Raw genomic sequence first — 17,071 nt, forward strand, 5'->3', positions numbered from 1 at the left:
CAGTGGCCGACGGGTGGGCGTCAGCCGGTAGTGTGAACGAATTCCTTTGTACACCAGTATGTTTGCAGTTCCGGTGGCGACTGGTCCCGTGTCGAGTTAGTTGTTTGTCGGTGGTGGTTGGGGTTGGAAAGGTGTGTACCACCACCAGTCGGCGCGCTCGCCGGTCGGTCCGGGACACGGCGGCACTGCGGGCGGGGGCCCGGTTGGTGGGCGCGCCAGCGATCCCGGGCTCAGCACTCGGCCGGTGTCGTCGGTGACCCTAAGTGCACCTGCGGATCCGGTGATATTGAGGATCCCACGATGGTGCAATCGGTGATGATAAGGGCAGAGCAGCACCAGGTTGGTTAACTCGGTGGGGCCGCCGTCTTCCCAGTGCCGAATGTGATGGGCGTGCAGACCACGGGTGGCACCACAACCGGGGACCGCGCAGGTGCCGTCGCGATGCTCCAGCGCGCGGCGCAGCCGCCGGTTGATCAGCCGCGTCGACCGGCCAGCACCGATGACCTCGCCGCGCCGCTCGAACCAGACCTCACAGGTGGCATCACAGGTCAGGTATCGGCGTTCGGCGTCACACAGCAGCGGACCCAGATGCAGTGCCGCAGCGCGCTGCTCGACGTCGAGGTGCACCACCACCGTGGTGTGCTGTCCGTGTGGCCGCCGGGCCGCCTCGGCGTCCCATCCAGCCTCGACCAGCCGCATGAACGCCTCGGCGGTGCCAGGCAACGGGGGCCGCTGCTCGGACGCGTCCGCGCCGTCGCCGTGCTCGCGCTGGTACTCGGTGATCAGCGCATCACGATGAGACGCCAACGCGGCGTCGAACTTCGCGGCATCATGGTGACCCAAACTGATCCGGTAGCAGCTGCCCCGCTCGGTGGCGGTCGCAGTGATCGAGCGCTCCAGCTCGGGCCGGGATTCGGGTCCGGGTCGGGGCTCCAGCTTGACCGCGGTGCGCAGCTGCGTGACCGTGGCACTACGCGCCAGCTGCGCATAGTGCTCATCGGACCCCTCGCCGGCCCGCGCCGCGATGATGCCGACCTGATCGGCCGACAGCCGGCCCTCCCGCAGGCCTTGGGCGCAGCGCGGGAACTCCTGCAGCCGGCTCGCAATCGTGGTGATCGTGTGCGCGTTTGCCGGCGAACAGCCGGTCTTCCAGGCCACCAACGCCGGCACCGACCGCGCGCCGGTCACCCCGCACAACTCGTCGCGCTCGATCTCGGCCACGATCTCTACGATGCGCCCATCAATCGCGTTGCGCTGACCGGTCAACTCCGCCAACTCCTCGAACAACACCTCAAGCCGCTCACTAGGACTCACCACCAACGCGCCTGCGGATGCGGTCGAAGACATAACCTCATCATCGCAGCCACCACCGACAAATCCAGGCCACCCGATCCCCAGCACACGCCGTGAGCCAAGTGAGCCGCGCGCTGCACAGTGGCCTGACGATGAACCCGGTTGAGAATGGAACAGAACGGTTTTCGGCGCCGCTAACCACCAGGGTTCGCTAGGGGGCGGCGGAATCCGACTCTGTCGAGCCGGACGCATCGTCGTGTTTCGCGTGCCCACGCCATTTCCGGTACCCGCGATGCGCGGCGAACGCGCCGACGATCGCGCTGACGCACCACACCGCTATCGCGGCATAGGCCAATGGCGAGGACCGGTTCCCGATCGAGGCGCCCAGCGCAGTGTAGGCGAACGCGCGCGGGGCCGAGCCGATGAACGCGCCAACGGCCATCTGCCACACCGGAACTCCGAACGCACCGAACGCGTACGAGGCCAGCGCATCCGAGATGCCCGGGACGAAGCGCTGCCCGACGACCGCCCACAGGCCGCCGCGTCCGATCAGCGCGTCCATGCGATCGGCCCGCGTCGCGCCCAGCAGCGCGCGTGCGCTGTCGCGGCCGGCCCGCCGGCCGACGAAACTCGCGACGATCGCGGTGCCCACCGTCGCGCCCAGTGTCACGAAAACGCCCAGCAGCGGACCGAACAGCAACCCACTGCCCGCGGCCAGAATCGAGCCCGGCACGAACAAGGCGCCCACCACCGCCGAGACCACCACGTAGGTCAGGGGCGCCGCCGGCCCGGTCGCCGACACCACGCCCCGGATCTCGTCGATGTTGATCACCCGCGCGACGGCCACCAGATAGAAGACCACGGCCAGAAACCCGGCGAACACGGCGAGCCGCACGATGTGGCCCCGTCGCGATGCCGGTGCGGGAGCGTCGTCGTCGTCCATGTTGACGGTGATTCTTCCGCACCGCCGCGCGCTGTCCCCACCCGGCTATTTCCAACACGCCGCGGTGCGCGCGCGTGATCGCCGTAGAGTACTGCATGTCAGGGAGCTGCATACCGTGAGAGGCCTTCCCCGATGACCGAGTCGGCGATCATGCACTTGAAGATGGTGATCATCGACGGGGTCGACGTCATCACCGGTTCCGCAAACTCGTCCACTGGCGGAGAATCCAAGCAGGACAACCAACTCACCGTGATGGAACCCATACGTATGCGCGGAAGCGCTCCAGGGCGGTCCCGCTACTACCTGACCGACCGCAGCCGCTGCCGCAACCCGGTGGCCCGCACCGCCCGGCGTTCGATCGCCGCGCGCACGGACGCCTCGGGGCCCACCACCCGCACCTTGGTCTTCGCTCGGGTCACCGCCGTGTAGAACAACTCCCGCGTCAGCAATCGCGAATCTTCCGGCGGTATCAACACCGTCACCTCGTCCGCCTGGCTGCCCTGGCTCTTGTGGATGGTCATGGCGTGCATCGTCTCCACCTCGCCGAGGCGGCTGGTCGCGAAGTCCAGCGGTCCGGTCGCGCCGGCGACGACCGCACGCAGGCCGTCCACACCCGCCACCGCCACGCCGGTGTCGCCGTTGTAGAGGCGCAGGCCGTAGTCGTTGGCGGTCACGAGCAGGGGACGCCCGGCGTACCACTGCGACCAGGCCGGCTGGTCCGTCGCTTCGCCAATCCACTTCTGCACCAGCGTGTTCCAGTGCGCGGCGCCGTAGGGTCCCTCGCGGTGCGCACACAACAGCCGGTGCTCGTCCAGCGTGGCCAGCGCCTCGCCGACCGCGCCAAGCAGCGCGGCCGAGCGCAGCCGCAGTGCGTGGGCAACCAGCACCTCTCGCAGCCGCTCGGCCGGGCGCTCGGCATCCACCCACTCGATGTGTTCACCGCCGGCCGTCAGCAACTGCACGACGCGGCCGGAGTCGCCGACCCGGATCGCCTCGGCCAGGGCGCCGATCGACGTGCCGAATCGGTGTGGCGTGCGCAGGGCCGCCACCCGCACGTCGCCGCGGGCGGCCAGCCCGTCCACCAGGTCGGCCAGCACCGCGCCCGCTTCCACCGAGGCCAGCTGGTCGGGGTCACCGACCAGGATCAGCCGGGTGTCCGGTCGCACTGCTTCGACCAGCCGCGCCATCATGGTCAACGACACCATCGACGTCTCGTCGACCACGATGACGTCGTGCGGCAGGCGATTGCCGCGATTGTGCTTAAACCGCACCGACGTATCCGGGCGAGGTCCGAGCAGGCGGTGCAGCGTGGTTCCCGATAGCCCGGTCAGGCGCGCCCTGTCCACCGCGGTGAGCTCCTCGCTTCCCGCGGCCACCGCCTCGGCCAGCCGCGCCGCCGCCTTGCCGGTCGGCGCGGCCAGCGCGATCCGCGGTCGCGGCAGACCGGCGCGCTCCGCCTGTTCGACCAGCAGGGCGAGCAGGCGGGCGACCGTGGTGGTCTTGCCGGTGCCGGGCCCGCCGGTCAGCACGGTCAGCGCCTGCGCCACCGCGACCTCGGCGGCGGCCCGCTGTTCCTCGTAGCCGGACGGGAAAAGCCTTTCGTAGCTGGATGATTCGACGGTCACCGGGGCCGCCGACAGGGCCAACAGGTCGGTACACACTTGCTCTTCCTCGAGCCAGTACCGATCGAAGTAGAGCAGGTCGCCCAGCAGCCGCAGCACCGGCGGCGTCCGCAGCAAGGCGCTGGCCCGCACCGCCGCCATCCAGTCGTCGGCGCCGGGCCAGGGTAGGTCGTCGTCCGCGTCGGCCTGGGCTGGCGCCGCGCGCAGGTCGACGCAGACCGAACCGCCCCGCAGCGCCCGCACCACCAGGGCGACCGCCAGCGCCACCCGCTCATCGGTTTCGCCGGTGAGCGAGGTAAGCCGTTGCGCCACATGGACATCGGCGGGCTCGAGCACACCGGCATCGCTGAACGTGCGCAGCAGTCCGGTCGCGGACATGACTTCCACCGTCACGCGGCCACCCCCTGGGCGTCGAGCAGGTCCGACAGGGCCGCGATCAGCGACCAGGGCGGTCGCCAACCGAAGACACCCGCCGGGTGGCCGTCGAGCACCGGGGTCTGCGCGCCGCACATGCCCCGCAGGAACAGGTAGAGCACGCCGCCGAGGTGCCGGCTCGGGTCGTAGTCGCGTAGCCGCCAACGCAAAAACCGATGCAGCACCGCGCAGTACAGCAACGCCTGCAGCGGATAGTCCGAGTGCAGCATCGCCTCCGCCATCCGTGACCGGTCGTAGTCGGCGGCGGTCAGCGGTCGTTCCAGGTCGCCGAGCCGGTTGGTCTTGTAGTCCACCACCACGAAGCGGTGCCCCGCGCCGTCGGGGACGCGGAGCACGGCGTCGATCGAGCCCGTGAGGTAGCCGCGCAGCGACTGATCGCCGAGCCCGTGCCCGGCCAGCCGGTCGGCATACGATGCCAGCACGTCATCGGCCGGCAGGTGCTCGCGCAACAGCGGCGCCAAATCCGCCAGCCGAACCTGCGGCGCCGTCGAACGGCGATCACCGCCGGCCAGCGGGATCTCAAAATCCAGTTCGCGCAATCGGTCTGACAATCCGATCTGGCGCAGCGTCATACCGCCCGTCAACGGGCCCAGCGGCGTGTCGTGCATCGGCACCATCGCCGCGGCCAGTTCCTCGGGGGTCGCGGCGACCGGCCACCACGCGGCATGCGCCCGGATCTGCGTCTGCAGCTCGGCGGCCAGGTCCGGGGCGAACGGGTCGGCCGTCTCGAGCACGGCGTGCACCAGCGTCCCGAACGTGGCCCCGGCCGGCAGGTCCGCCATCGGTGAGGGCACGTCCGGCCCCGATGCCGCGGATACCAACGGAATGTCGCCGGCCTCGTCGTCGAGTTCGCCGACTTCGGGTTCGCTGCCCACCCCGCTGGTCTGCGCCGCCCGGATCAGACCGGAATAGGAGGTGCGCCGCCAGCCGGTGTCGATGCCGCGATGGAAGTGGCGATTCGCCAGGCCCCCGGGCACCGGCTCGGCGGGCAGCGCCGGGGCCGGCGCCACCAGCGATTCCTCGATGACCGGCCCGCCTGCCGCCTCCCACTCGCGCAGCCGGGCCATGGCGGCGTCGTCGGAGACCTTGGCGGGTTCGCATCGGTCCGGCACCACCGGCTCGCCGGGCCGGCGGCCGCGCAGCAGCCGCGACAGGCCGCCGTTGGGTTCGTAGTACGCCGGTGACCACCACGCCACCACCTGGGCCTGCGCCCTGGTCAGTGCGACGTACGTCAGCCGGCTGTCGTCGCTGGCATCCTCTTTACGCCCCAGGCGCTCAACGGCTTTGAAGTCGGGGCTGTCCTTGCCGCCGACGTGCAGGCAACGCGTGCCGTCCTCGTCGTGGAACAGCACCACATCACTGTCCTGGGTGTTTCGGTTGAACGCGAACGGCAGATACACGATCGGATACTGCAGGCCCTTGCTGACGAACACGGTCATGATCTGCACGGCCGCGGCGTCGCTGTCGAGCCGGCGGTTGCGTTCGGGTGCGCCGCTGCGCTCGTCACGCTGCCGGCGCAGCCAATCGCGCAGCGCGGGCAGGCTGTAGTGCTCGCGGTGCGCGACATCCTGCAGCAGCTGGGTGAGGTGCGCCAGGTCGGTCATGTGCCGCTCACCGCCCCGCCAGCCGAGCACGCGATTGCCCATGCCCAGCAATTGGGCGGCCTCGAAGATGGCCGCGACACCGCGTTCGCGGGCGTGACCGGCCCACTCCCGCAGGGTCTTCGCGATCCGGTCGGTGAGCGCGTCGCCGCCGGCCGCCAGCGTTTCGGCGGTCTCGCCGAAGAACATCGTCGCCGCGGCCGCGCGCACCATCCCGGGCCGGTGCGGCTGATCGAAGGCCTCCAGCAGGCACAGCCAATCCTCGGCGGCCTCGGAGGTGAACACATCTGAGTTGCCGGTGTAGACCGCGGGCACGCCCGCGGCGCAGAGCGCCTTGAAGCACGCGTGCGCATCGCGGTGCTTCTCCACGATCACGGCGATATCCCGGGCCTGCAGCCGTCTACCGGCGAACGTCGCACCGCTGGCCAGCAGCGCGCGGATGTCCGACGCGAGGTCGGCACCGATGTGCTCGCGCACCTGGTCGATCGGCAGGTTCTGAACACCGCGGCGGCCCAACGTCTTCCGTGCGACCACCCGCAGCCGGAACGGGCCGTTGTGCGGCGCGCCGCCGAGGCGATGCCCGCGGTGGTGCGCGTCGACGTCGTTCACCACGATCGCCGGGTCACCGAGTTGGGCGCCGCGCAGCACCACCTGCAGCCGCTGCAGCAGCGCGGAGTCGCTGCGCCAGTTGGTGTCCAGCGTCTTGCGCACACCCGCCGTCTCGGCCGCGCGCAGGTAGGTCACGATGTCGCCGCCGCGGAACGCGTAGATCGCCTGCTTCGGATCGCCGATGAGAATGACGGTGGAGCGCCCACTGAACGCGCGGTCGATCACCTGCCACTGCACCGGGTCGGTGTCCTGGAACTCGTCGACCATCACGATCGGCCAGCGTTGATGCATGCGCAGCCGGGCGGGGGAGTCGTCGGTGGCCAACGCGTCGGCCAGCCGGATCAGCAGGTCGTCATAGTCGAGTACACCGAGCCGGCGTTTGCGCGTATCCAGCTCGACCAGAACATCATTGGCGAACCTGACGCTGGCGGCGGCGCGCGAGTCGGGATCCGGGTCGAGCGGGCGCAGCTGGGTCGACGGATTCTTGACGACCTCGCGGGCGAGACGCAACGCTTCGCGGTAGTGCAGCGGCGGGTCGTCGCGCTCCTGACCGAAGTGGGCCAGGTACAGATCGTCGACGATCTCGGTCACCAGGTCGTCGAGGCTGTCGAGCAGCGTCACACCGGCCGCGGTGTCTCCGGCGACGCCGAGCGAGCGCAGCACCAGCTGGCAGAACTGGTGGGTGGTGGCGATCGTCGCCGCATCGAAACCTGCCAGCGCGTCGCGAAGGCGCTGCCGGCGCGCCGCGCGCTGTTGGTCGGTGCCGCCTAGCAGGTAGGCCACCACCTGATTGTCGCCGACGGTCGACGGGTCCGCGAAAGCCTTTACGGCATCCACCATTTGGCAGCGGACGCGTTCGCGGAGCTCCTGGCTGGCCGCCCGGCCGAACGTGATGAGCAGCATCTGGTCCAGCGTCGCGGCTCCGTCGGCGATGTATCGCGTGACGAGCCCGGCCAGCGCGAAGGTCTTGCCGGTTCCCGCGCTGGCCTCCAGCACTGTGGTGGAGCGCGCGGCCGGCAGCGCACCCAACAGGTCGAAGCGTTCCATCAGACCGGCTTCCGCTCGGCGCGCAGCATCGGCAGCCAAACCCGCGCGGCGTAGGCGCCGAGCCGGTTGTCCTCGCCGTCGCACTCCTCGCCCGGGCGCACGGGCTGCATCAGCTCCTCCAGCGGCGCGCCGTTGCCCCACGCCCGCGCGTGCGCCGGCGCCTGGTCCTCGCCCGGGAAGCGGTCGCTGGATTTCCATCGGTACCGCGCCTCGGCCACCGGGTCCTCGCCGCCGTAGCGGGCGGCGGCCCAGGCGTAGGACGTCTTGATGGGCAACGGAATCGGCTCTCGCCGTCCGGCGTCGTAGATCGCGACCAGCTCGCGCAGCACCTCGACGGCCTGCTCACCGTCGTGCGGCGGACCTAGCCCCTCCGTCCGGGTGCTGGCGCCCCGGCGCATGCGGCCGATGCACACCGCCGAGAAGTCCCGGCCGGGATCGTGAGCGACCAACGCCAGCAACGGGATCCACGATTCGAGTAGATGCTTGCCGTCCAGTCGCGAATACGTCACCGACACCAGCCGGTCGTCATACACCGGCGACACCGTGCCGGTGAGGCGCCGCCCGCCGCCGAGGTCGACGTCGACGTCGTACGCGGACGCGTCGGCCGGGCGGTGCCGGTGCATGTGACGAAGCGCTTCGCTCGCCAGCAGGGCGGCCTGGTCGCGGATCTCGGTGACCTTGCGCCAGCCCAGCTGACCCGGCGGCAGCGTGCCGCGCCGCCACTCGGCTTGCCGCGCGTCGTCGGGAGTCATCCCGCGCAGGATGTCGCCCAGCATCCTGTCGCCGACGGTCCACTCCTCGAGACCGTCGATGTCGACGGGCATCGCGTCCTGCACGCCGTCGACGTCGTAGGGCAGGATGAATTCCAGTGCGCGGAAGAAGCCCTTCACCGGGTCTTTGAAGAAACCGACCAGGTCGGCAAGGATGATGTCGCCGGCCGGCGGTGGCGGCAGCGGTGCCGAGATGAATTTCGGCTGTTCGCCGTGGTCGCCGGTGGTCGCGCGCGCCGCGCGCAGCACCGTGGGGTCGAAACTGAACGGCACGTCCGGGACGAGGCCACCGGGAATGACGTTGCGAATGTCGAACGGCTGCAACGGATGTCCGACGACGATGCTGTCCCGCACCTCGGCCATGGTGGTGGCGTCGAGGGTGTCCAGCAGTTCGGCCAGCGGCACCGCCGGCGGGCGCGGCTGCCCCGAATACTCGTTGGCGCCGGTGTAGGTGATCACCAGCTTTTCGGTGGCGGCGCCGATCGCGTCGAGAAGCAATTGCCGGTCCTCGGAACGGATGTCGCGTTCCCCGGTCATCGGGCACCGGGCCAGCGCGTCGTCACCGTCGACGATGCCGAGCCGTGGGAACAGCCCGTCGTCGAGGCCGACCAGGCAGACCACCCGGTGCGGCACCGAGCGCATCGGCACCATGGTGCACACCGTCAGGGTGCCGGTGCGGAAGTTGGCCCGCGTCGGGCGACCGGCGAGGCGCTGGGTGAGCAGCGCGCGAATGTCGGGCAGCCGCAACGCGATATCACCGCGGGGCCCGGCCTGGCCCAGCGTCTGAGTGAACTCGCGTTGCATCTGACCGGTCTGCCATTCGTCCGCATCGCGGACCCGCGTCAGCAGCGCGATGCCCTCGGTGAGGGCGGCCAGCCACTCGGTCAGTGGTCTGGTCCCGGTGAGCGAGTCGAGGGTGTGCTGCAGCCGGGCGACGAATTCGGCGAACTGGCCGGCCAATTCGACTCGGTTGCTGCTGACGTCGTCGAGCGGCAGTGTCGCGTCTATCCATGCGTTCGAATCGTCGGACATCGCGACGCCGGCGAGTATCCGGTCGATGCCGAAACGCCATGTGTTGTGCACGAAGTCGACGTGGTAGGGCCGCCGATGCTCCTGGTCCAGGCCCCACCGGATGTTCGCCTGCCGGACCCAGCGGGTGATGGCCTCCAGATCGTCGTCGGTGAATCCGAACCGGGCGCGCACCGGCGGGGCCTGGGCCAGGTTGAGCACTTCGCTCGCCGTCACCCGACCCGCCGCCAGGGCCAGCAGTTGCGTGGCCACACCCAGCAGCGGATTGGTCTGGATCGGCGAGCGGTCCGCCAGCCGCACTCGCAGCTGGTGTGCGGGATGGGCGCCGTGCACGACGTCGCCCAGGCCGAAGTCGGCCATGATCAGCGGCGCATAGGTCTCGATGTCCGGGCACATCACCAGGATGTCGCGCGGCTCGAGCGTCGGGTCGTCCTGCAACAACCCGAGCAGCACCTCGCGCAGCACGTCGACCTGGCGGGCCGGGCCGTGGCAATTGTGGATCTGCACCGATCGGTCGCCGGCCGCCATCGTGCGGCCAAGTGGGCGAACGGCATCGGCGGCGATGTCGGACTGCAGCCAGCCGAGCAGCGTGTCCGGGCGCGCGGTACCGGCCAGATACTCGTCGGTCACCGGATCCGCCGGCAGGCCGCGTTGCAGTTCGCGCAGGTCTCGTCCGAGCGTCGCGAGCAACGGATGCGACACCGCGCGATGGCTGACGTCCTCGCGCCGGGGGATAGCGCCGCGGGTGCCGGCCAGCGCGCGCCACAGCACCTCGCTCGGGTGCGGTAGCCACAGATGCAGGTCGTGGTGGGTGGCCACCGCCTCCAACAGCTCGATATCGGTGCGGGTCAATCGGGTGTGCCCGAACAGCGACAGCCGGGGCGGCAGCTCGCTGGGCGCCTCGCGCAGCCGCGCGATGGTCTTGGCGTGGCGGACATGCGGCGGGTCCACGGCGACCCGCACGACCAGCGCCCGCCACAGCTCGGGCTGCCAGCGCAGGTCCTCGTCGAGATCACCGGGGTCGCCGTCGCCCCAATCGACGAGCAGCTGCGGGCGCTGCCGCGCATAGGAGTCGAACAGCCCGGCCAGCCGGCGCGCCACCTCGTATCGGCGGCCCTGCCGCAGCTCGGCCTCCGCGCCGGTGTGGAAGTGGCCCACATGCATGGCCAGCGCGCGGCACCACGGCTCGTCCAGCGAGCAGTCGATCGCCTCCAGCAGCGGCCAGGCCATGGCGTCAGGTGACCACGGATCGTTGTCGGCCGTGCCGGTGATCTCGGCGATCAGCGAGCCGGGGCTGCGAAACGCCACCCCGGCGCACACCCCGTCGCCGTCCCGCCCACCGAGCACATGCGACAACCGCTGGCTGAGCCAGCGTTCCACGCCGCGCGCCGGAACCACGACGAGTTCGGTGGCGAACGGGTCGGTCAGCGGGTTGGCCAGCAGAGCGCCGAGACCATCGGCCAACAGATCGGTGCGCTCGGCACGGTGCAGATGAAGCGGCATTGCGCTGTCACGATAAACCCCAGCGCCCGGGGCGCGGTGCTACTTGGCCAGCGTGAACTGGTTGACGTCGATGTATCCGACGCGGAATGCGTTGGCGCAGCCGGTCAGATACCGCATGTAGCGCTGGTAGACCTCTTCGGACTGGATCTCGACGGCCTCGCTGTGGTGCGCCTGCAGGGCCTCCGCCCAGCGGTCGAGGGTCCGGGCGTAGTGCAGCTGCAGCGACTGCCTGCGCTTGAGGTTGAAGCCCATCTTCGAGGCGTGGAACTCCACGATCTCGATGGCAGGCAACTGGCCGCCCGGGAAGATCTCGGTGGCGATGAACTCGTTGAAGCTCGTCTGCTCCTCGGTCATCGGCAGACCGCGCTCGACGATCTGCTGCGGCGTCAGCATGGTGATGGTGTGCAGCAGCATCACCCCGTCCTCGGGCAGGGTGCGGTGGGCCATCGCGAAGAAGTCGTCGTAACGGTCGTACCCGAAATGTTCGAACGCGCCGATGGACACGATCCGGTCCGCCTGTTCGTCGAACTCTTCCCAGCCATGCAGCAGCACCCGCCTGCTGCGTTCGGTGTCCATCGCGTCGAAGAGCCGCTGCACGTGCGCGGCCTGGTGTTCGGACAGGGTCAGACCGACGACGTTCACGTCGTAGTTTTCGATCGCGCGGCGCATGGTGCCGCCCCAGCCGCACCCGATGTCCAGCAGCGTCATGCCCGGCCGCAGACCCAGCTTGCCAAGCGAGAGGTCCATCTTGCGCAGCTGCGCCTCTTCCAGCGATATGTCCCGGTTGCGGTCCCAATACGCGCAGCTGTAGGTCATGGTGGGGTCGAGGAACAACCGGAAGAAGTCGTCGGACAGGTCGTAGTGGGCCTGTACCTCTTCGAAGTGCGGCGTCAGGTGCTCTGCCACGGCGGGTACCCGCCTTTCTGACTTGGGGCCATTCGGTTGTTCACGAGTGGGCCGGTCAATTGGTTCACCCCGACTTCCCGGAAAGGCGGTTGTCGAACCCAAACCGACCCGCCAGGCATTGTGTCGTCCGGCGCTGGATGGCAACCGCGGCGGTGGCCGCGCAGGGCGCGCGTGTTTAACTGTGGCCCAAGGTGTTTGGCTGCGTTGGCACCCGTCCACTCACACTTACCGGGGCTAGACTACGGGCGAACGCGCAATCGCTACCTGGGAATCCAGCCGATCCTACGCCGCTTGACCCGGGAAAACAGTCACTGGAGGGAACCAGATGGAAGCTTGGGACGCGATCTGCGCGCGTCGCAATGTGCGCGAGTACCAGCCGAAACCGATACCGGCAGACGATCTGGACCGCATTGCCGAGGCCGGCTGGCGCGCGCCGTCGGCGAAGAACCGCCAGCCATGGGACTTCGTCATCGTCACCGACCGCAACCAGTTGCAGGAGCTGTCCACGGTCTGGCGGGGTGCGGGCCACATCGCCGGAGCCGCGGCCGCAATCGCCATCGTGGTCCCGGTGCCGCCCGACGAGCGGCGGGTCATCACCGACAACTACGACGTCGGCCAAGCCACCATGGCGATGATGATCGCCGCCACGGACCTGGGCATTGGGACCGGTCACTCGTCGGTGGGGGACCAGGACAAGGCGCGCGCGATCCTCGGGGTGCCCGACGAATACCTGGTGGCCTTCTTGCTCGGCGTCGGCTATCCCGCCGATCGCCCGCTCGCCCCGATCCGCAAGCCGAACCGGCGGCCGTTCGCCGAGGTCGTGCACCACGGCCGTTGGTGATCGCCACCGCGAAAAACCTTCGGCGACTTGTCCAGTCGTAAGGTGATGGGCGTGCATGACCATCAGGGCGATTACGGGGTCGACGGTTCCTTTCACACCGTCTCGGCACGCGCGCAGGGGATAGGCATCGGCGCTCAAGCCGCCGCCCTGGCCGTGTTCGCGGGAATCAGCTGGGCGCGCGGCAGGCGGCTTCGCGCGGCGCTGGCCGCGGTGTCCTCCGCCGGGGTCGCGGGTGCGGTGATCCTGTACGTGTACGCCACCCGGGCCGGGAAATTTGTTGTCTGGGAACGGGTTCTGCGTGACCTGCGGCTCGTGGGCGACGAAACGGTGCTCGACCTCGGCTGCGGGCGCGGCGCGGTGCTGCTGGCGGCGGCCAAGCGGTTGCCGCGCGGGCGCGCGATCGGCGTCGACCTGTGGCAGGCCGACCAGACCGACAACTCCGAGCAGGCCACGCTGGCAAACGCGGTGGCCGAGGACGTCGCCGATCGCATCGAGTTGCACACCGCCGACATGACCGCGCTGCCGCTGCCCGACGAGAGCGTCGACGTGATCGTGAGCAACCTGGCCATCCACAACATTCCAGGTCACGCCGGTCGCCGCCGCGCGCTCGACGAAGCCGTGCGCGTGCTGCGGCCGGGGGGCCGGCTCGCCATCGCCGACCTGTGGGAGACGCGTCAACACGCCGCCCGGCTGCGCGAACTCGGCTGGCGCGACGTGCGCCGGCGCAACCTCGGCTGGCGGATGTGGTACGGCGGCCCCTGGTTCTCCACGCGCCTGGTCACCGCAACCAAGCCGGAATGAGACCCGGCAGGCATGCTTGGGGCCATGAACCGAACCGAAATCACCGAACAGGTCGTCATAGCCCGGCTGCGCGAGGGGCTGACGTGGCAACAACTGGCCGATGCGATCGACAGGCCGCTGATGTGGACCACGGCGGCGCTGCTCGGCCAGCACCCGATCCCGGTGGAGCAGGCCAAGGTTCTGGCGGAGAAGTTGAAGCTGGACGACTCCGTGGTGCCGGTGCTGGCCGCCGCCCCGATGCGTGGCGGCCTACCCACCGCGGTCCCCACCGACCCCACCGTCTACCGCTTCTACGAAGCCCTGCAGGTGTACGGCGGCGCCCTCAAGGAGGTGATCGCCGAACAGTTCGGCGACGGCATCATGAGCGCCATCAACTTCAGCCTCGACGTGCAGAAGAAGCCGCACCCGTCTGGTGACCGGGTCGTGGTGATGTTCGACGGGAAATTCCTTCCCTATCAATGGGTCGAGGCGCAGGACTGAAACGAGGTCGCCCGAGTGAAGTGACGACACGGCGCGCCAGTGCCAGACTGGCCTTTGAGGAGGCGAAGGGAACGCGGTGGCGGCCAGTGGCGGCCACCGCGTTCGCCGTCTCAGTTCATCAAGACTTGCGGCGAAAGCTCCGAAGGGGGTTCATCGAGCGATACTCGTCGGGCTGCAGTGGCGCCCCGGTGATCATGTCCTCGCCGTATGCCTCGCAGTAGTCGGGCGCCGCCCAGAATTTCGCGTCGGCATAGAGGGGTTCGGTGCCATCGGGACGCTCTGCGTTGCAAGGCCATTGGATGCCGCTGGGCGCCCGCAGCTTGTTATAGGTCAGTCCCGTGGTGCGGTCTGACTTCCCGGGCAGCGGCCTGCGAAACCGGCTCGGGCGGACGCCCTCAGCGGCTCACACCCCGAATTCGGCTTCGATCCCGTCGATCCCGGCGCGGATGGCCGCCAGGCCGTCGGCGCGGGTGCGCAACTTGGTGGCGGCGTGCGCGCGCTGATGCAGGCCGGCGAACTCTCGCGCGGCCTCTTGGGCGCGGTCGACCACCACCTCCGGAAGCACGATCTCGTCGATAAAGCCTGCGGCGAGCGCGGTTTCACCGAAGAAGGTCTTGGCCAGCCCGCTGGCCTGCTGATAGGCCGACGGCGTCAAGCGCAGCTTCATGATCTCTAGGGCGGCATGGGGGATCACCATGCCGATCGCGACCTCGTTGGCCTGGATGTTGTAGGCGTGCGCGGCCACCCGGTGATCGCCCGCCGACAACAGGAACGCCCCCATCGCGATGGCATGGCCGGTGCACGCCATCACCACCGGCTTGGGGAAGGACAACAGGCGATACGCCAGCTCGAACCCGCCGCGGAGCATGTCGATCGCGGGCTGCACCTCACCGGAGGTCAGGATCTTCAGGTCGAAGCCGCCGCTGAACACCCGATCGTTACCGGTGATCACCAGCGCACCGGCGTTGTCCGCCTCGGCCGTGTCGATCGCGTCGTTCAGGGCCTGCTGCATGGTGGGGCCCAGCGCATTGACCTTGCCGTCGTCCATCTTGATGACGGCTATGGAGTCCTTGATGCTGTAGTGGACCGGGGCGCTCATCGGTTGCTCCTTGCCGTCAGGCGGGCTGGCTGTGGTGTTTACCCAGGTCGTCTTCGGCGTTACTCCAGCGCAGGCTCACATCGGTGGGTTCGTCGAGTTCGCGGGTGCGCCATCTGTCTTGGGTCTCCCGGACCGCGGCGTTGATCCGTTCGATCTCGCTGCGGAACACCTCGGGGCGGGTTTCCTTGCTGGCGTAGTGGAAATAGGTCAGCAGGCCGCGCAGCAGCTCCAGCTTCTCCTTCTCCCGCTTCGCCAGGTCATGGGTGGTCATCAACTCGATGCGCTGTACGGGCGGCAGGGCGTCCCAGTCCAGCACGACGTCGGTGTGCAGCGGGGAACGCTCGCGCTCCCAGAACCGCCGGCCGCGTGCACGATCGGGCCGGTCGTAGTAGGTCAGGGTGCCGGTGAAGCGGGATTCGATGCCGCTGCCGATCTCGGCGCGGTCGAGCGCGGAATCCCACACCATGCGCCACTCCTGGCCGGGCGCCAGCATCGGCAGCTCGCGGGGGAGCCGCAGTTCGATGACGTCGGCGTAGCCGTCGCTGGCGTTCTCGTATTCGGCCACCGTGGGGGGATTGGCGAAGGAGAAGCCGATGTCGTAGGCCGCGGTGCGGCCGAAGTTCCGGACGACGAGTTCGATCACATGCCAGTCGGCGGAATGCGGCTCCATGAACATCGCGACCTGTGGGCGCGTCTGCTCGGCCGCCGCGCGGCGATTCCGGTTGATCTGGCTGTTGGTGAAGACCAACGTGACGATCGCCAGGACGATTGCCGCCCACGCTGCCCACGCTATCCAGGTGCCGGACCCGACGTGCGTGACATCATGCCAGCTGTCCTGGACCCAACCCATGGAATCCACCCTCCGCTTATATCACAGGGCGGTCGCCGGAGGGTGGTGACCGAGCGATCGCTGGGGAGCTCAGCCGCCCATCAGCATCCGCCATTGATCGAGGTCCGAGGCCCGGTACACGTAGTTGGAACGCTTGACCTCCGAGAGCGAGGCGCTGGGCTCCGCCGAATACCAGTGGCCGGGAAAAACCGTCGGGTCACCGGGCAGGGTGGCGAGCCGCTGCAGGCTGCGGTACATCTCGTCGGAGTCGCCGCCGGGGAAATCGGTGCGCCCGCAGCCCTCCAGGAACAGCGTGTCACCGGCGACAAGGCGCCCGTCGAGCAGAAAGCACTGGCTGCCCGGCGTGTGGCCCGGGGTGTGCAGCAACTCGATCTCGATGTCGCCGATGCTGACCTTGTCATGGTTCTCATGCGAGGTCAGGTCGCCCAGGCTTATCCCGGTGACGCGCGAAACCCACAGTGCCTCATGGGTGTTGACGTGGACCGGCACCGGCGCCCGCTCCAGCAGTTCGGCCAGGCCCGCCAGCGCGAACCCCATCATCGATCCACCCACGTGGTCGGGGTGGTGGTGGGTCACCAGCACGCCGGACAGGCGCATGCCGTCGGCCTCGAGCGCGTCGAGCAGATCGCCGGCGGCGTACGCCGGGTCGACGACCACGCAGTCACCGGTTTGCCGGTCGCCGATCAGGTAGGCGAAGTTGCGCATCTGCGTCGCGAGCATGTCGCCGGCGGCGAAATCGCGGCCGGAGAGCAGTTGACGAAAGTACAGCCGATCCTCGGGCACGTGACCAGACTAGGACGCTGCCCGACACCGCCGTTTCGGGCCCGGTTCGGCCGGTATCCGGTGGGTACTGTTGGCGCATGAAGAAGAAGGTCGAAATCGAGGTCGACGTCGATCTGGTCGACGAGGCTATCCGCCGGTTTCATCTCCTCGATGCGCGCGAGGCCGTCAACCTCGCGTTGCGGACCCTGCTCAACGAGGGCGATTCCGTGGGACAGGACGATGCGTACGACGAGTTCAGTGACCTCAGCGCCTGGCAGCCGCGGCGCAACGGTGGCGGAGCTCCCTGATACCCGTTGGTTTGGTTCCGCTGCGAGCCAGGCTGTACCCTCTTTTAGGCCCGCGCGGAGGAGATCGCTTCGGGTGAACGGCCCCCTTAGCTCAGTCGGTAGAGCGTTTCCATGGTAAGGAAAAGGTCAACGGTTCGATTCCGTTAGGGGGCTCGGCGGACGCCGAGCAGGC

At 69.0% G+C, this 17,071-nt stretch carries 13 protein-coding genes, 1 tRNA gene and 1 pseudogene; 5 read left to right on the forward strand and 10 right to left on the reverse strand.

Features of this window, described 5'->3' with window-relative positions:
* Positions 1 to 96 precede the first annotated feature (96 nt).
* The 6 genes from ACZYVJ_RS18565 to ACZYVJ_RS18590 all read right to left on the reverse strand — a co-directional run bounded on the left by ACZYVJ_RS18565 (position 97) and on the right by ACZYVJ_RS18590 (position 11,758).
* Complete coding sequence (locus ACZYVJ_RS18565; RefSeq protein WP_463832364.1) at positions 97 to 1,347, reverse strand: HNH endonuclease signature motif containing protein; 1,251 nt, start codon at positions 1,345 to 1,347, stop codon at positions 97 to 99.
* Between the two features lie 157 nt (positions 1,348 to 1,504).
* A complete protein-coding gene (locus ACZYVJ_RS18570) occupies positions 1,505 to 2,236 on the reverse strand; it encodes a TVP38/TMEM64 family protein (protein ID WP_463832365.1) in 732 nt (243 codons plus the stop codon).
* Between the two features lie 299 nt (positions 2,237 to 2,535).
* Complete coding sequence (recD, locus tag ACZYVJ_RS18575) at positions 2,536 to 4,236, reverse strand: exodeoxyribonuclease V subunit alpha (RefSeq protein ID WP_463833055.1); 1,701 nt, start codon at positions 4,234 to 4,236, stop codon at positions 2,536 to 2,538.
* An 11-nt stretch (positions 4,237 to 4,247) separates the two neighbouring features.
* A complete protein-coding gene (recB, locus tag ACZYVJ_RS18580; protein WP_463832366.1) occupies positions 4,248 to 7,550 on the reverse strand; it encodes an exodeoxyribonuclease V subunit beta in 3,303 nt (1,100 codons plus the stop codon).
* Positions 7,550 to 10,852 (reverse strand): exodeoxyribonuclease V subunit gamma, encoded by a 3,303-nt coding sequence (gene recC / locus ACZYVJ_RS18585; protein WP_463832367.1) that lies wholly within the window; start codon positions 10,850 to 10,852, stop codon positions 7,550 to 7,552. Before recC ends, recB begins: the two co-directional genes overlap by 1 nt.
* 39 nt (positions 10,853 to 10,891) lie before the next feature.
* Positions 10,892 to 11,758 (reverse strand): cyclopropane mycolic acid synthase family methyltransferase, encoded by an 867-nt coding sequence (locus tag ACZYVJ_RS18590; RefSeq protein ID WP_463832368.1) that lies wholly within the window; start codon positions 11,756 to 11,758, stop codon positions 10,892 to 10,894.
* Positions 11,759 to 12,083: 325 nt separating this feature from the next.
* Here ACZYVJ_RS18590 and ACZYVJ_RS18595 point away from each other — a divergent pair, with 325 nt between their 5' ends.
* From ACZYVJ_RS18595 to cynS, 3 genes are read left to right on the forward strand one after another with little or no spacing between them, the layout of a single operon-like run.
* A complete protein-coding gene (locus tag ACZYVJ_RS18595) occupies positions 12,084 to 12,599 on the forward strand; it encodes a nitroreductase family protein (protein WP_463832369.1) in 516 nt (171 codons plus the stop codon).
* A 51-nt stretch (positions 12,600 to 12,650) separates the two neighbouring features.
* Positions 12,651 to 13,400: a class I SAM-dependent methyltransferase gene (locus ACZYVJ_RS18600; RefSeq protein WP_463832370.1), complete on the forward strand. Its 750-nt coding sequence runs from the start codon at positions 12,651 to 12,653 to the stop codon at positions 13,398 to 13,400.
* 24 nt (positions 13,401 to 13,424) lie between these two features.
* The gene (gene cynS, locus ACZYVJ_RS18605; protein WP_463832371.1) at positions 13,425 to 13,880 is read left to right on the forward strand and encodes a cyanase; all 456 of its coding nucleotides are present in this window, start codon (positions 13,425 to 13,427) and stop codon (positions 13,878 to 13,880) included.
* A gap of 145 nt (positions 13,881 to 14,025) precedes the next feature.
* Here the strand turns inward: cynS and ACZYVJ_RS18610 are convergent.
* The 4 genes and pseudogenes from ACZYVJ_RS18610 to ACZYVJ_RS18625 all read right to left on the reverse strand — a co-directional run.
* Positions 14,026 to 14,220 (reverse strand): annotated as a pseudogene (locus ACZYVJ_RS18610) (hypothetical protein); the annotation flags it as partial.
* Between the two features lie 63 nt (positions 14,221 to 14,283).
* Complete coding sequence (locus tag ACZYVJ_RS18615; RefSeq protein ID WP_463832372.1) at positions 14,284 to 14,979, reverse strand: crotonase/enoyl-CoA hydratase family protein; 696 nt, start codon at positions 14,977 to 14,979, stop codon at positions 14,284 to 14,286.
* 16 nt (positions 14,980 to 14,995) lie between these two features.
* On the reverse strand, positions 14,996 to 15,829 hold the full coding sequence (locus ACZYVJ_RS18620; RefSeq protein ID WP_463832373.1) for a hypothetical protein: 834 nt from the start codon (positions 15,827 to 15,829) through the stop codon (positions 14,996 to 14,998).
* 69 nt (positions 15,830 to 15,898) lie between these two features.
* Complete coding sequence (locus tag ACZYVJ_RS18625) at positions 15,899 to 16,612, reverse strand: MBL fold metallo-hydrolase (RefSeq protein ID WP_463832374.1); 714 nt, start codon at positions 16,610 to 16,612, stop codon at positions 15,899 to 15,901.
* Positions 16,613 to 16,689: 77 nt separating this feature from the next.
* Between ACZYVJ_RS18625 and ACZYVJ_RS18630 the strand changes: the two genes are divergently transcribed.
* Positions 16,690 to 16,899, forward strand: a complete 210-nt coding sequence (locus tag ACZYVJ_RS18630) for a type II toxin-antitoxin system VapB family antitoxin (protein ID WP_463832375.1) — start codon at positions 16,690 to 16,692, stop codon at positions 16,897 to 16,899.
* A gap of 80 nt (positions 16,900 to 16,979) precedes the next feature.
* Positions 16,980 to 17,052 (forward strand) — tRNA-Thr (locus tag ACZYVJ_RS18635).
* The last annotated feature ends 19 nt before the right edge of the window (positions 17,053 to 17,071 follow it).

The sequence above is a fragment of the Mycobacterium sp. IDUB_3 genome (assembly GCF_055419585.1).

Coding starts and splice junctions, on each gene's coding strand:
- ACZYVJ_RS18565 (WP_463832364.1), bottom strand. CDS start 1,347: ATGTCTTCGACCGCATCCGCAGGCGCGTTGGTGGTGAGTCCTAGTGAG.
- ACZYVJ_RS18570 (WP_463832365.1), bottom strand. CDS start 2,236: ATGGACGACGACGACGCTCCCGCACCGGCATCGCGACGGGGCCACATC.
- recD (WP_463833055.1), bottom strand. CDS start 4,236: ATGTCCGCGACCGGACTGCTGCGCACGTTCAGCGATGCCGGTGTGCTC.
- recB (WP_463832366.1), bottom strand. CDS start 7,550: ATGGAACGCTTCGACCTGTTGGGTGCGCTGCCGGCCGCGCGCTCCACC.
- recC (WP_463832367.1), bottom strand. CDS start 10,852: ATGCCGCTTCATCTGCACCGTGCCGAGCGCACCGATCTGTTGGCCGAT.
- ACZYVJ_RS18595 (WP_463832369.1), top strand. CDS start 12,084: ATGGAAGCTTGGGACGCGATCTGCGCGCGTCGCAATGTGCGCGAGTAC.
- cynS (WP_463832371.1), top strand. CDS start 13,425: ATGAACCGAACCGAAATCACCGAACAGGTCGTCATAGCCCGGCTGCGC.
- ACZYVJ_RS18615 (WP_463832372.1), bottom strand. CDS start 14,979: ATGAGCGCCCCGGTCCACTACAGCATCAAGGACTCCATAGCCGTCATC.
- ACZYVJ_RS18620 (WP_463832373.1), bottom strand. CDS start 15,829: ATGGGTTGGGTCCAGGACAGCTGGCATGATGTCACGCACGTCGGGTCC.
- ACZYVJ_RS18630 (WP_463832375.1), top strand. CDS start 16,690: ATGAAGAAGAAGGTCGAAATCGAGGTCGACGTCGATCTGGTCGACGAG.